A 13,851-nucleotide genomic window follows, 5' to 3' on the forward strand; every position below is an offset into this window, starting at 1 on the left:
AATCAATATCGAATTCCGGCCAGCGTGGTTTAACGGGGCGCCTGAGATCAAGATCTAAAGCAACGGCAAGATCTAAAGCAAGATCAAGAGCGGCTCGCTTCGCATCGTGGTTACCGTCTATGCGCCGACAGCGGTTTGTCAGTCAGCTTGGTTGTAGCTGAGCCACCGACATCGGGGGCAAGCCCCCTCCCACATTGGCCTTGCTGCGTTGCAGCTGGCTGGCCACCAGGGTGTTTTTCAGCAGGTAGGCAATCGTCATCGGTCCCACACCGCCCGGCACCGGCGTAATCGCGCTGGCGACGGTGCGTGCGCTGGCATAGTCCACATCCCCCACCAGCCGTGTGCCGGTCTCGGTGGTGATGCGGTTGATCCCGACATCAATGACCACTGCGCCAGGCTTGAGCCAGCTGGCATCGATCAATTGCGGCCGGCCGACGGCGGCGACGACGATGTCGGCCAAACGGCACAACGCTGGGGCATCGACGCTGCGTGAGTGCACCACGCTGACCGAGCAGTGGGCCTGCAATAGCAGGGTCGCCATGGGTTTGCCGACGATGTTCGAACGACCGATGACCACCGCGTGCAAGCCGCTCAAATCGCCGCAGGTTTCGTGCAGCAGGCGCATGCAGCCGCTGGGCGTGCAGGGCGTGAGCACCTCGATGCCTTGCACCAGGCCGCCGACGTTTTCGCGGTGGAAGCCATCCACGTCCTTGATCGGGTCGATGGCGTGGATCACCGCCGCCTCGTCGATGTGCGCCGGCAGTGGCAATTGCACCAGGATGCCGTTGACCGACGCATCGGTATTCAACTGGGCAAGCAGGTCCAGCACCTGCGCCTGGCTGGCATCTTCCGGCAGCCGGTATTCCAGGGAGCGAATCCCGGCTTCCTTGGCCCGCAGCAGTTTATTGCGCACGTAGACGTGGCTGGCCGGGTCATCGCCCACCAGCAATACCGCCAGGGCCGGGTAGATCTGCTGCGAGGCAAGCAGCAGGACCTCTTCGCGAACCTCGTCGAGCACCTGGGCAGCGATGGCCTTGCCGTCGATATCGCGGGCAAGCGTGGGGAGAGAGCTGGTCAAAAGCGTCACCATTGTCTGGGGAAATAAGGAGCTGAGGGATAACAATCCCTCAGCCATAGGCAGGCCAGAAGGCTCAGGCTACCAGTTGATGGCACGCATACACCACCAGCACGCCGGCCACCAGCGTGGCGTAGGGCAGCCAGCCGGCGCGGCGTTGGCCGTCGTCGGCCTGGATATACAGGTCGGTGAGCATGGCGGCGGGGAAGTGGCCCTTGTCCTGCACATAGTGGCGGTAGCAGAACACCGGCAGGATCAGCAGCGCCAACAGCAAACCGGTGACCAGCGTGCCCGCGCCCCAGATATCCGCGCCCAGGCCCATGCAGGCCAGGTTGACGAAACTCAGCACGCCGCCGGCCGCCAGCAGCACGGTGGGGGCTTTGTACGGGCGTACCCAGTCGGGGCGGTCCAGGCGGTGGATCCAGCCGGCATTGAGGTTGAGGAAGTTGAAGATGATGTAGCTGACGTTGGATGCCGCCAGCACGAACACGTAGTCCGACATCAGCAACAGCAGCAGGTTGAATGACAGGTCGGTCCACATTGCCGCCGTCGGCGCGCCGTGCTCGTTGGTGCGCCCCAGGTACTTGGGCAACCAGCCATCCACCGAGGCCTGATACAGGGTGCGCGACGAACCGGACATCGAGGTCATGATCGCCAGCAACGTCGCCAGCACCAGCATGATCAACACGATATTGGCGACCACCTTGCCGCCACCGATGCTGTCGGCCATCACCTGGCCAACCCCCATGCCGCTGTAGATCGCGGGCGAGAGCAGGCCGCTGTACACCGCCGGCGTCACGACTGCGCCACTGGCGTCGAGCACCGCCGGGGTCACCAGTTGACCCAGCCCCAGGCTGCCCTGGAACGCCAGCGGTACCAGGGTGAACACCAGGATGCAGAGCAGGCCGGCGTAGAAGATCGCCTTGAACGTGTCGCGCTTGGGGTCCTTGAATTCGCGGGTGTAGCACACCGCCGTTTCAAAACCGTAGGTGGACCACGCCGCCATGAACAGCCCACCGGCCATCAGCGACCAGCCGGAAATATCCCACGGCCCATCGATGACTTGCCCGGCTGCGTCATGGGCCAGGGGGTACAGCGGCAGGAAGTTGGCCTGGGCCGCATCCCCGGTGAACAAGGGCACCACGCCCACCAGCAGCAGCGGAATCAACGAGGTGACGCCGAGCACCAGGGTCAGGCGCGCCGACCGCAGGATGCCGCCGTGCTGCACGGCAAACACCGTGAGCAAAATCAACAAACCAATGGCGAACGTCGCGTTGATGCGCAACGACAGACCGCTCTTGACCCAGCCCAGGTCCAGCAGGGTCAGTTGCCAGGTGTTGATCAACGCATCGGCGGGAAACAGCGCCGTGAGGATATACCCCGCCGCCAGCCCCGAGCCGATGGACAGCACCGGTGACCAGGCCAGCCAGTTGCACCACACCGACACCGGCGCGATCAGCTTGCTGTAGCGCACCCAGGCCACCGCGCCGTACACCGAGGCGCCGCCGGATTTGTGCGGGAACAGCCCGGCGATCTCGGCGTAGGTGAAGGCCTGGATAAACCCGAACAGGATCGACACGATCCACACGATCCACGCCGGCTTGCCCACCGTGGCGGCAATCGCACCGATGGAGAACAGCACCAGCGCGGGCACGCCACTGGCGACCCAGAAGGCCCCGCGCCAATCGATCTTGCGGTGCAGGCTGCCCACCGAGCCGGCAGCCTGCGGTACAGCCTCGAACGTCGTCGCTTCCATCTTCGTATTCCCATGTCTGAATAGCGGTTAGGTTGGGGCAGTCAAAATGGGGTGGCACACACGTTTCGGGACGATCAGCTACGCACCCGGCTTTTGTCCGGGTCGTAGAAAATCGCTGCGCTGACCCTGGCGCTGATGCGCTTCTGCAGGCCATCGACTTTGCCAATCTCCAGTTCAGTGCCGGGCTCGGCGCAGCTCACGTCGACCCGGCACAGCGCGATATTGCTGGCCAGCAGCGGTGAGCGGCAGGCACTGGTGATTACCCCGACCTGGGCCCGGCCCTGGTACACCGGGTCGCCATGCCGGGCCGTCTCGTTGCCGCTCAGGTGCAGGCCGACCAGCTTGTGGCTGGGGTGGGCGCTGCGCCGCAACAGGGCATCGCGGCCGATGAAGTCATCGGTCTTGCTCTTGAGCGGTACGCTGAAACCGATGCCCGCCTCGAACGGGTCGGTCTGGTCGCTGAACTCGTAGCCGGCAAAGATCAGCCCGGCTTCGATGCGCAGCAGGTCCAGGGCCTCCAGGCCCAGCGGGACCAGGCCCAAGGGTTGGCCGAGTTGCCAGATGCGGTCCCACACCCGTTCGGCGTCTTCGGGCTGGCACCACACCTCAAAGCCCAGCTCGCCGGTGTAGCCGGTGCGCGAAATCATCAACGGGCAGCCGTCGAAACCGTCCAGCCGGCCGACCAGGAAGCGGAACCAGCCGAGGGTTTCCAGGCTCGGCTGGGTGGGCGGGGTCCAGACCATCTGCTTGAGCAGCTCGCGACTCAGGGGCCCTTGCACCGCCAGGTTGTGGATCTGCTCGCTGGCGGACTTGACCCACACCTTCATGCCCAGTTTCTGTGCCTGCTCGCGCAACCACACGCCGGCGTAGTCTTCGCCGCAGATCCAACGGAAGTTGTCCGGGCCCAGGCGCAGCAGGGTGCCGTCGTCGAGCATGCCGCCGTGGGCGTGGCACATCGCCGAATACACCACCTGGCCCACCGCCAGGCGCCGCACATCGCGGGTCAGGCAGTACTGCAACAGGGCTTCGGCGTCGGGGCCGATGATTTCGAATTTGCGCAGGGCGGTCAGGTCCATCACCGCCACCCGTTCGCGGCACCCGAGGTATTCCTCGGTGGCGCCGTAACCGTCGTAGCGCAGCGGCAGCCACCAGTTGCGGTAGTCGATGAAGCTGCCGGTGAGGGCGCTGGTGCGTGAGTGAAACGCGGACTCACGGGTGAGAATCGGGTCGGCATCCGCCGTGGTTCGAGTGCTCATGGCGATGGAAAAACGCTCCTTCTCGCTGTAGATGCGGACATGGATATCGGTCGGGTTCCAGCCATTGGCCGGGTCGATGTCATCCGGGCACGAGGTACTGCCACACAGCAGGTCGGTCATGGCCCGCAGCAGCACGTAGTCACCGGGCCGCGACCAGGGCTCATCCAGGGTCATCTGCTGGTGCGCATCAATCCCCGTATTGAAGAAAAAGTTGATCGCCGGCCAACCGTTGCGGGCCTGCACGCCATAGGGCGCAAGGACCTGGCTGAGGTTGTCGCTGCAGTTGTCGTGCCCGAAATACCCATGGGTTTCGTAGTAGCGCGCCGCGCAGGCCAGGGCGAATGAATCGTGGCGCCCGACGGTGTCTTGCACCACGTCCAGCATCGGTTGCATGTGGCGGTCGAAAAACTTCGAGAACAGCCCCGGTGCCGGGTAGGCGCTGCCGTTCAGGGTGCGCGTGACGGTCTGGTCCAGCTCCAGCTCCACGCCGCGATCCAGGGCACGGCGGTCGAGGGCGACGAAGTCCGAACACTGGCGGCCGGCCACATCCAGCACCTGCACGTACTGGCCCTTGGCGACGGTGTAGCTGCGGGCCGTGCCCGCGCGCAGGGTGAATTCGTCCAGCACTTCACCCAACGGCTCGGGCAGGGCCGGTACCAGCAGCGGCGATGGGTTGGCCCGCGTCACCCGCAGGCGCAGCTCGCTGGGCCGGTATTGCCGGTCGACGGCGGTGGCCTCGGCGGGCGCGGCGACGATCACCAGCAGCGCGTCTTGGGCGACAAACTGCCGGCTGTGGCCGGGCGGGCTGTCGGCGTCCCACAGCGAGGCGGCCAGCGGCAATGCCTGGGCGTCGATGCCGCGCCGCTGGAGCGCCAGGCCGATACGCCCTGGCACACTGCACGCCGTTGACCCGCGCAGGCCCCAGCTCGCCAGGGCGCTGCGGCCGCCGGTGTCGAGGGCCAGCAGTGCGCAGGGTTGCCGGCCTTCGACGTCGATCACGTGCAGGCCGTCGCCGGGCTGCAAGTCCACCAGGGTCACACCGCCGGCGGCCACGCGGTAGCGCTCCAGGTTCGGCGCGCGGGCAAACAGCCCGGGCTCTCGGGGATGGGAAATACGCGGTGCATTCATCATCAGCCGACCGACTTGATGGGCGTCGCGGGCGCGCCCAGGTACGCTGCCATCGAATCATCCAGGGCCTGCAACCACGGCGTGTGGTGGGGCGGCGACTGGGTGCCGGTCATCAGCGAGCGGTAGGACTTGTCGCGATAACCCATGATGTTTTCCGCCTTGTCGTGCTTCCAGTGCAGAAAGGTTTCGTTGACCCCGGCGATGTCGAAATCCGGGTAGTCGGTGGCGTCCACCAGGTGCTGGATATAGGCGCCCTGGTATTCGAACATCTGCTGGTTGGTTTCCAGGGTCTGTTCCCGCACGTGCCATTGCTGGCTGTCGGCGACCATCTCGGCCTGGCTGGGCAGTGGGATGCGCCCCAGGATCACATCGCGGGCATACCAGGCCTGGGCATCGAACATGTTGAAGGAGTACCACTGGTCCTGCATGCCGAGGTAGATCAGGCGGGGGTTGGGTTCCCAGAACACACCCTTGTAGAGGTTCATCGGCCACAGGCGGTTGTCGGTCTTGAGGCTCAGTTCATCGGGCAGGAATGGGAAGTGGTGCTTGTAGCCGGTGCACAGGATCACCGCATCGATGTGCTTGCTGCTGCCGTCGGCAAAGTACGCGCGGTTGTTTTCCAGGCGCTGGAGCAGTGGTTTTTCTTCCCAGTTGTCCGGCCAGGCATAGCCCATGGGGGCGGTGCGGTAGCAACTGGTGATGCTGCGCGCGCCGTATTTGTAGCATTGCGAGCCGATATCCTCGGCCGAATAGCTGCTGCCGACAATCAGCAGGTCCTTGTCCTTGAACTCCAGGGCCTCGCGAAAATCATGGGCATGCAGGATGCGCCCGGCGAATTGCTCAAAGCCTTCGAAGTACGGCACCTTGGGCGTGGAGAAGTGGCCGCAGGCGTTGATCACGTAGTCGAATGCTTCGCAGGTCAAGGTGTCGGTGTTGTAGTCGTGGGCATACAGGCTGAAGCGCTGGGTCTGTTCGTCGAAGGTGACTTGGCGCACCACATGGTTGAAGCGGATGTAGTCGCGTACCCCGGCTTTCTCCACCCGGCCCTTGATGTAGTCCCACAGCACCTCGCGCGGCGGGTAGGACGCGATGGGCCGGCCGAAATGTTCTTCAAAGGTGTAGTCGGCAAATTCCAGGCATTCCTTGGGGCCGTTGGACCACAGGTAGCGGTACATGCTGCCGTGCACCGGCTCGCCGTTCTCGTCGAGGCCGGTGCGCCAGGTGTAGTTCCACATGCCGCCCCAGTCCTGCTGTTTCTCGAAGCACACCAATTCGGGGATGGCGGCACCTTTGTCGCGGGCCGACTGGAACGCGCGAAGTTGCGCCAGGCCACACGGGCCGGCGCCGATGATTGCAACACGTAGGGTCATGAGCGTGCCTCCTGAAGGTTTCAGCGAAAGATCACTGTCTTGTCCTGGTTGATGAACACCCGGTGTTCCAGGTGGTATTTCAGGGCCTTGGAAAGGGCCACGGTTTCGGTGTCGCGGCCGATGGCGACCAGCGAGTCGGGCAAGTGGGTATGGTCGACGCGCTGGATTTCCTGCTCGATGATCGGGCCCTCATCCAGGTCGCTGGTGACGTAGTGGGCGGTGGCGCCGATCAGCTTGACGCCACGGTCATAGGCCTGGTGGTAGGGCTTGGCGCCCTTGAACCCTGGGAGGAACGAGTGATGGATATTGATCGCCCGCCCCGACAGGTGCTGGCACAGGCCGTCGGATAGGATCTGCATGTAGCGCGCGAGCACCACCAGGTCGGTCTGGGTGTCTTCGATGATGCGCATCAGCTCGGCTTCCTGGCTGGCCTTGGTGTCCTGGGTGATCGGCAGGTAGATGAAGCGGATGCCTTCGCGCTCGGCCATCGCCCGCAGGTCCAGGTGGTTGGAGACCACGGCGGTGATGTGCATGTCCATCTCGCCCTTGCGGTGGCGGTAGAGCAGGTCGGTGAGGCAGTGGTCGAATTTGCTGACCATCAGCAGTACGCGGGTCGGTTGGCATGAGCTGAACAACTGCCAGTGCATATCGAACCCGCCGGCCAGGTCGCCCAGGCCTTCGCGCAGGGCGCCGATATCGCCGCTGACGCCGGTGTTGAAGCGGAACACCGCGCGCATGAAGAACTGCCCGGTGAACTCGTCGTCGAACTGCGCCAGCTCGCTGATGTAGCACTGCTGCCGGGCCAGGCAGGCGCTGATCGCGGCGACGATCCCGGACGCCGCCGGGCAGGTGATCTTGAGGATGTAATGTTCGCGGGAGGCGTCCATCGAAGGCTCCTGAATACAGTGAAGGAAGGCTCAGCCCTTGGCCGTGCGCTTGGTTTTTTGCGGGTCATCGAAGGGCAGGGCGTGGGTGCTGGCGCTGGCCTCAAGGCTGCCGCGCACCTGCACGGCAATACCGGGTTCGGAACAGGCGACGCTCATGCGCGCGATGGCCATCGAGCGTTTGCTCAGGCGCGAATACATGCCGCAGGTGATCACGCCGACTTGCCGGTTGCCCTGCCACAAGGTGTCGCCGGCCTCGGCGGCACGCACGCCCTCAAGCAGCACGCCGGTGATCTTGAAACGCTCCTGGCCGCGCAGGCGCTGGTGTTCTTCGGCGCCCCGGAACGCGCTTTTGCCCGGCGAAACGGTGAAGTCCAGGCCCATTTCCCAGAGGGTGTCGCCGGCCTTCTGGTCGGCGAAGGGGTACATCTGCGAGTTGTCGTAGGGGAAGAACATCAGCGAGCTTTCCACCCGCAGCCAGTCCAGGGCGGTGAAGGCGCAGGGGATGATCCCCAGGCCGGCGCCCTGTTCGAGGATGCTGTCCCACAGGAACGGCGCGTCGGCGGCCTTGCAGAAAATCTCGTAGCCGCGCTCACCGGTGTAGCCGGTGCGGGAGATCATCACCGGGCGCTCGAACAGGCGGGTTTGCAGGTGGTGGAAGTACGCCAGTTGGCGGATGCCGGGCACGTGTTCGGCGAGGAAGTCCACCGCCAGCGGGCCTTGCAGCGACAGGTCGTGCAGGTCGTCATCGAACAGCACCGCCACTTGCCGGCCCAGGGCCGAGCGCACCAGCATTTCATGCCCGCTGCCGGCGCCATGCACCACCATGAACGCATTGGGCCCGGTGCGGTAGACGATGCAGTCATCGACGAATTTGCCGTCCTCGTCGAGCATCGAGGCGTACACCGATTTGCCGGGGTAGAGCTTGGCGATGTCGCGGGTGGTCGCCCACTGCAACAGGCTCTCGGCGTGGGGCCCCACGTAATGGACTTTTTTCAGCCCCGACACGTCCATCAGGCCGGCGCGGGTGCGGATCGCTTCGTGGTGGTCGGCCAGTGCACTGCTGTAGGTCCAGGCGGTGCCCATGCCGTTCCAGTCTTCAAGGTTCGAGCCAAGGGCGCGGTGCCGTTCGGCCAATGCAGAGATACGCCAGGAGTGGGTCATGTGATGCTCCTTGTCGGGAAAATGAGGTCACGCGAGTGGGTCAAACTGGCTCAGCCACTCGACCAGCGTGCGGCGGTAGCGGGTCATGCCCTTGTAGTCGGCGATGGGGTCGGGCAGGTCGCGCAGCACGCGGTGCAGGCGACAGCCCCAGCCGGGTTGCGTGACCAGCTCGTCCAGGCTGATCAGGTAGGTACGGATGCTGAACATCACCGCGTGGCTGCGCGGCAGGCGCGCCATCACTTGCAGCTCGACCCGCAGGTGCACCTGCTGCCCGACGTTCTGCGCGGTGATCTGGCCGCGATCGGCGCCCCATTGATGGAACGTCTCGGGGGATGAATCCAGGCGCGGGTTGATGGTCAGGGTCCAGTTCAAGCGCCGCACGGGCTGGCCGACCTGCAGGTTGAGCAGGTACTTCAGCGCGCGGTCGAACACGCCCATCTGATGGGCCATGGGCACCGGTGCGTGCCATTGCTTGAAACTCATGCCGGCATCGAACGCCAGCGACCAGTCGGCCGGGCTGGTGACCAGGCCGGCGTCCATGTACAGGTCGCCGTCGCGCTGGTCGAGCAGGGCGAAATCCCCCTGCACCTGACGGCCGATGTACTCCAGCGGTGCGCAGGGCAGGCTGGTGGCGTCGCCGAAGATGAAGGGCTGGTCGATGTCCAGCAGGTGGTTGCGCCAATGCCAGTGCTCGCCGTCTTGCGTCAGGCTGAACCACTGCGGGTAGTCGGCGGCCAGGTGCTGCATGAGCATCTGCAACGCATCCCAGGCCGCCACTTGCATGTGCGGCATCACCAGGTAGCGGCGCGGGTCCTGGTCCAGCACCAGGGCACGCTCGGCCATTTCCGAGCGGTAGTGCTCGTCGATGTCGAAAGCGTGCTCATAGATCGAGCCGGGGTCGCGGGAGGTGGCCGGTTCGATATTCACCGAGTACAGGTAGCTGTCCTCGATGAAGGGAAAGGGGAAGCGCCGGATCGCCGCCGGGCTGTTGCGAAAGCTGAAATCGTCGCGATAGCTCAACACGGGGCTCGATTGCAGGGGCATGTCACTCACTCCTAGAGGTCCAGCGAAACGCAGGGGCCGTGGCCGCGCGAGACGCAGGGCATCAGAAATTCGGCCTGCTCGGCCGGGCTGAGGAAACTGTCACGGTGTTCGATGGCGCCGCCGTTGTGCCGGGTGATGCACTGGCCGCAGACCCCGCCACGGCACAGGTTGGGCACCTGTAGTCCTGCGTGCTCCAGGGCTTCGAGCAGGCTTTGCTCGGCCTCGACCCGCAGGCGCCGGCCGCTGCGCAGCAGGTGCAGGTCGAACGGCTGGCCCGGCTGGGCACCCTTGAAGGCTTCGGAATGCACGCGCTTGGGCGGCCAACCGAGGCGGGTGGCCTCAAGCTCGACCGCGTCGAGTAGAGACTGCGGGCCACAGCTGTAGACGTGGCTGCCCAGTGGCCGGTTGGCGAGGATCCGGTTCAGGTCCGGGCGCCGTTCGTAGCTGTGCAGGCGCGGGCCGAGGCGTTGTTGCAACTCGTCGAGATAGGCGTCGCTGAGGCCCGGGCGGAACAGGTAATGCAGTTCGAAGTCGGCCTGCTGCTGTTCCAGCGCGGCGATATAGGCCATGAACGGCGTGATACCGATCCCGGCAGCGATGAGGATATGCCGGCGCGCGGTGCCGTGGGGCGCGAACAGATTGGCCGGCGGCGAGAGCTGCAAGGTGTCGCCGACCTGCACCTGCCGATGCAGGTACTGCGAGCCGCCACGCGAAGCGTCTTGCAGGCGCACGGCGATGCGGTAGTGATGCAGGTGCGCCGGGTCGCTGGTCAGCGAATAGGCGTTGCGCACCGTGCCGTCGGCCAGCGGCAGATGCACTTGCACATGGCTGCCGGGCGAGAAGCCGGGCAGGGTACCGTCGCAGGCGGTCAGGGTGAGTTCGCGCACCACCGGCGTGAGCATTCTTGCGGCGCTGACCTGAACCTTGAGGGCCGCGCTCATGGCTGGAACCCTGCATAGGGCTGGTCGGGGTTGTGGCACACGCCGAGGTAAGCCCCCAGGCGCCGGGAGAAATGCGTACGCACTTCAAGCCCGACGTGGCAACCGATGCAGTTCAATGAGGGCGATGGCCCGGCAGCCTGGGTCAGGCCACAGTGGGCGCAATACACCTGGCGTAGGCCGGGCGTGGCGCAGGTCATGCTGATCTCGTCGTCTTCCAGGCCAGCGGCGCGGGCTTGCGCATGGATACGCCAGACAAAGGCTTCATCTCCCAGCAGGTAAAGCCGGCACCCCACGGTTGCGCTGCTCAATGCCTGTTGCAGGCGGCGCGCGAAGTCGGGTTGTTCGCCGTTCAGCAGTACCGGCTGGTCCAGCGTGGCGACCACCTCCGTGCAGGCGGTCGCCGATTGCATCACCACGATGGGGCGGCTGAGGGTGTGCGTCATGCGGGCTCCTCCAAGGTGCGTTTTGTTTCCTGTTGGGAGAGATACTTTCCTATGGAGAAAATCTTCTCAATCTGGAAAAAGGGCTATGCCTTTGGAGATAAGCCTTGCCCCAAGGGCGTTCGGGGCATGGAAGTTGCTGGGCTTGAGGTCACGCCGAGCAACGGGACGGGGAGTTATCGAAGAGTGCGAATACGACCGCAATGGTGGCCGCTCTGGTTGGGGCCTGTGCGCCGCGAACAGGCGCGCAGCGTGCGTCGGCTGTTGGCCGGGTTGCCCCTGCACGCTGACGGTGCCTTGTCGGATTTCCTGGACCGTTTCGACGCACTGCTACCCCGCGCCAGGCTCAACCTGATCCTCGGCGGCGAAGACCTCAGCCCGACACGCCGCGGCTTGATCGAAGGCTGCCAGGACGCCGCGACCTGCCCCTGGCGCAATGCAGCCGTGGCGCAAACGCCCCAGGCCTGTGGCCCGTGCCGGCAACGCGGTGTGCATCGCCTGGTGTGTGCCTTGCCCGAGGGCCAGAAGGGCGTGTTGCTGCTCGACACGCCCAGGCGAGCCGGTGCCAGCTGGCGCCAGTTGTTGGAAGAGGCAGCGCAGGCCGTCGGCGTAACCGTGCGCCTGCGCGGCCACGCCCGTGAGCAGCAGCGCAAACAGGCGACCTCCCGCCACGGTGCCCTGGCCCGTGAGCTGCACGATTCGGTGGCGCAGCAGTTGGGTTACCTGTCGTTCCAGGCCCATGGGTTGCAGTCGCAGTTGGGCGCGCCAGCCCTGCACGACCTGTGTGCCGGCCTGAGCCAGTTGCAACGCCAGGTGCGCGAGCTGATCACCAGTGCGCGCCTGACCATGGACGGGCGCTCGCTGCGCCAGGCCCTGGCCGATTCGGTGGCGGAGTTCTCGCGGCGTTGCATCATCGTGTTCGAACTGGACAACCGCCTGCCGGACGATGCCCTGGGCCCGGAAACTGAATTGCAGGTCTTGCAGATCATTCGCGAGGCCCTGGCCAATGCCGTGCGCCATTCCCATGCGCGGCACGTGCGCATTGAGCTGCGCCAGACCCAGGACGGCGACGCTTCAGTGTCGGTGGAAGACGATGGCATCGGCCTGAGCCCGGCATCCGACGAACATAATCATTTCGGCCTGGCGATTATCCGCGAGCGCGCCGCCAGCCTCGGCGCGCGCCTGAGCATTGAAACGATCCGCCCGCACGGGGTGCGCGTGCACCTTGGCCTGCGCCGCCACCACGACCTGCCACAGGGGAGTCTCGATGGACTGCACGACCTTATTACTGATCGATGATCACCCATTGTTTCGCAAGGGCCTGGCGCAGTTGTTCGACGCCAGCGACGACTTCGAAGTGGTGGGGCAGGCAGCCAGTGGCCGTGAAGGCATCAACCTGGCCGTGAGCCTGACGCCGCAACAGGTACTGCTCGACCTGCACATGCCCGGCCTCAGCGGTTTGCAGGTGCTGGATGAACTGCGTCAGTTGCGCCTGGAGTGTCAGGTGGTGGTGCTCACCGCCTCGATGGACCGCGCCGAGCTGCTCACCGCCTTGCGCCTGGGCGCCAGCGGCTATGTGCTCAAGGAAACCGAGCCCGAGGCGTTGCTGGCGTATATGCGCAACTGTCACAAGGGCGCGATCGTGCTGGACTCGACCCTGATTGCCTTGCTCGCCGACCAGGCCGAGCCTGCGCCGGCGTGTGAGGCCGCGGGCAGCGAAAACCTCACCGAACGCGAAGGCCAGACCCTGGCGCTGATCGCCGCCGGCATGAGCAATAAACAGATCGGCCGGGAACTGGGGATCAGCGACGGCACGGTGAAAATCTACGTGCGCAGCCTGTTGCAGAAGCTTGGCCTGCATTCACGGCTGGAGCTGGCGGCCTGGGTGCACAGCGGCGCCTTGATGAAACACGAGGAGCGCCATTAAATGAGGGATAGCCCTGAAGCGTTTGCGCCCCTGCCGATTGACCTGATGGATTGCTTTCCCGCCGCCTTATTGCAACTGCGCGACAACGGCCAGATCGCCCACTTCAACCTGGCCTGGGCCGAGCTGATGGGGCCGCCGGGTGCCGAGCGCAACCTGATGGACTATGTGCACCAGGAAGACCGCCCGCTGTGGCGCCAGGCCCTGAATGAACTGCGCCGCCGCCCCGAGACCTCGTTCAACCAGCGCCTGCGCTTCGTGCACCCCAGCGGCGAGCTGCGCTGGTTCGAGATCAGCCTCAAGCGCGGCCCCCAGGGGTTCTATCTGGTGGCCAGCGACATCACCGCGCATAAACGCCGTGAAATTGCCTTGCAGGCCAGCCAGCGCAGCAGCATGAGCCTGCTCGACAGCATGCCGGGGCTGATCTACCGCGGGCGCAACAACCGCGACTGGACCATGGAATTCGTCAGCGCCGGCTGCCTGGAGTTGACCGGCTACCCCGCCGAGCGCCTGGTGGACAACCATGAGTTCACCTACAACAGCCTGATCCTGGCGCAGGATGCCGACTACGTATGGCGCGAGGTGCAATATGCGCTGTCGCGGCATGAGCCGTTCGAGCTCAATTACCAGATCCGCTGCGCCGACCGCTCGATCAAGCACGTATGGGAGAAGGGCGTGGGGATTTATGCCGATACCCGCGAGGTGCTGGGGATCGAGGGGGCGATTTTCGAGCGCAAGCTTTAACGGGTAAACGCCGTTCAAATGTGGGAGGGGGCTTGCCCCCGATGAGCATAAGTATCTACACAACTTTTTTCAGCGGTCTGTGGCGAGGGAGCTTGGTCCCGTGGCGGCCTTCGGGCCGACCGCTT

At 65.0% G+C, this 13,851-nt stretch carries 12 protein-coding genes; 3 read left to right on the top strand and 9 right to left on the bottom strand.

Annotated elements, in window-relative coordinates:
• Positions 1–142: 142 nt before the first annotated feature.
• The 9 genes from ACODSV_RS33880 to ACODSV_RS33920 form a co-directional block, all read right to left on the bottom strand.
• Positions 143–1,090, bottom strand: coding sequence for a bifunctional 5,10-methylenetetrahydrofolate dehydrogenase/5,10-methenyltetrahydrofolate cyclohydrolase (locus ACODSV_RS33880; RefSeq protein ID WP_411736736.1), 948 nt, complete (start codon positions 1,088–1,090; stop codon positions 143–145).
• Between the two features lie 61 nt (positions 1,091–1,151).
• Positions 1,152–2,831, bottom strand: a complete 1,680-nt coding sequence (locus tag ACODSV_RS33885) for an APC family permease (protein WP_024074683.1) — start codon at positions 2,829–2,831, stop codon at positions 1,152–1,154.
• A gap of 74 nt (positions 2,832–2,905) precedes the next feature.
• Positions 2,906–5,215, bottom strand: coding sequence for a trimethylamine N-oxide demethylase (locus ACODSV_RS33890; RefSeq protein ID WP_150054630.1), 2,310 nt, complete (start codon positions 5,213–5,215; stop codon positions 2,906–2,908).
• 2 nt (positions 5,216–5,217) lie between these two features.
• Entirely contained in the window at positions 5,218–6,585 is a 1,368-nt protein-coding gene (locus tag ACODSV_RS33895; protein ID WP_150054629.1) for a trimethylamine monooxygenase, read from the bottom strand.
• Between the two features lie 20 nt (positions 6,586–6,605).
• On the bottom strand, positions 6,606–7,472 hold the full coding sequence (gene purU, locus ACODSV_RS33900; protein WP_454843862.1) for a formyltetrahydrofolate deformylase: 867 nt from the start codon (positions 7,470–7,472) through the stop codon (positions 6,606–6,608).
• A 30-nt stretch (positions 7,473–7,502) separates the two neighbouring features.
• On the bottom strand, positions 7,503–8,633 hold the full coding sequence (locus ACODSV_RS33905; RefSeq protein WP_069075689.1) for an aminomethyl transferase family protein: 1,131 nt from the start codon (positions 8,631–8,633) through the stop codon (positions 7,503–7,505).
• 27 nt (positions 8,634–8,660) lie between these two features.
• Positions 8,661–9,677, bottom strand: coding sequence for a heme-dependent oxidative N-demethylase family protein (locus ACODSV_RS33910; protein ID WP_041160898.1), 1,017 nt, complete (start codon positions 9,675–9,677; stop codon positions 8,661–8,663).
• 11 nt (positions 9,678–9,688) lie between these two features.
• The gene (locus tag ACODSV_RS33915; protein WP_150055665.1) at positions 9,689–10,618 is read right to left on the bottom strand and encodes a PDR/VanB family oxidoreductase; all 930 of its coding nucleotides are present in this window, start codon (positions 10,616–10,618) and stop codon (positions 9,689–9,691) included.
• Positions 10,615–11,061 (bottom strand): dimethylamine monooxygenase subunit DmmA family protein, encoded by a 447-nt coding sequence (locus ACODSV_RS33920; protein WP_150055664.1) that lies wholly within the window; start codon positions 11,059–11,061, stop codon positions 10,615–10,617. The genes ACODSV_RS33915 and ACODSV_RS33920 overlap by 4 nt, the downstream gene beginning before the upstream one ends.
• Positions 11,062–11,286: 225 nt before the next feature.
• On the opposite strand from ACODSV_RS33920, the gene ACODSV_RS33925 reads away from it, so the two are divergent.
• From ACODSV_RS33925 to ACODSV_RS33935, 3 genes are read left to right on the top strand one after another with little or no spacing between them, the layout of a single operon-like run.
• A complete protein-coding gene (locus ACODSV_RS33925) occupies positions 11,287–12,357 on the top strand; it encodes an ATP-binding protein (RefSeq protein ID WP_223820647.1) in 1,071 nt (356 codons plus the stop codon).
• Entirely contained in the window at positions 12,326–12,985 is a 660-nt protein-coding gene (locus tag ACODSV_RS33930) for a response regulator (RefSeq protein WP_024074692.1), read from the top strand. The genes ACODSV_RS33925 and ACODSV_RS33930 overlap by 32 nt, the downstream gene beginning before the upstream one ends.
• The gene (locus ACODSV_RS33935; RefSeq protein WP_024074693.1) at positions 12,986–13,726 is read left to right on the top strand and encodes a PAS domain-containing protein; all 741 of its coding nucleotides are present in this window, start codon (positions 12,986–12,988) and stop codon (positions 13,724–13,726) included.
• Positions 13,727–13,851 lie beyond the last annotated feature (125 nt).

Source organism: Pseudomonas sp. FG86 (genome assembly GCF_057808775.1).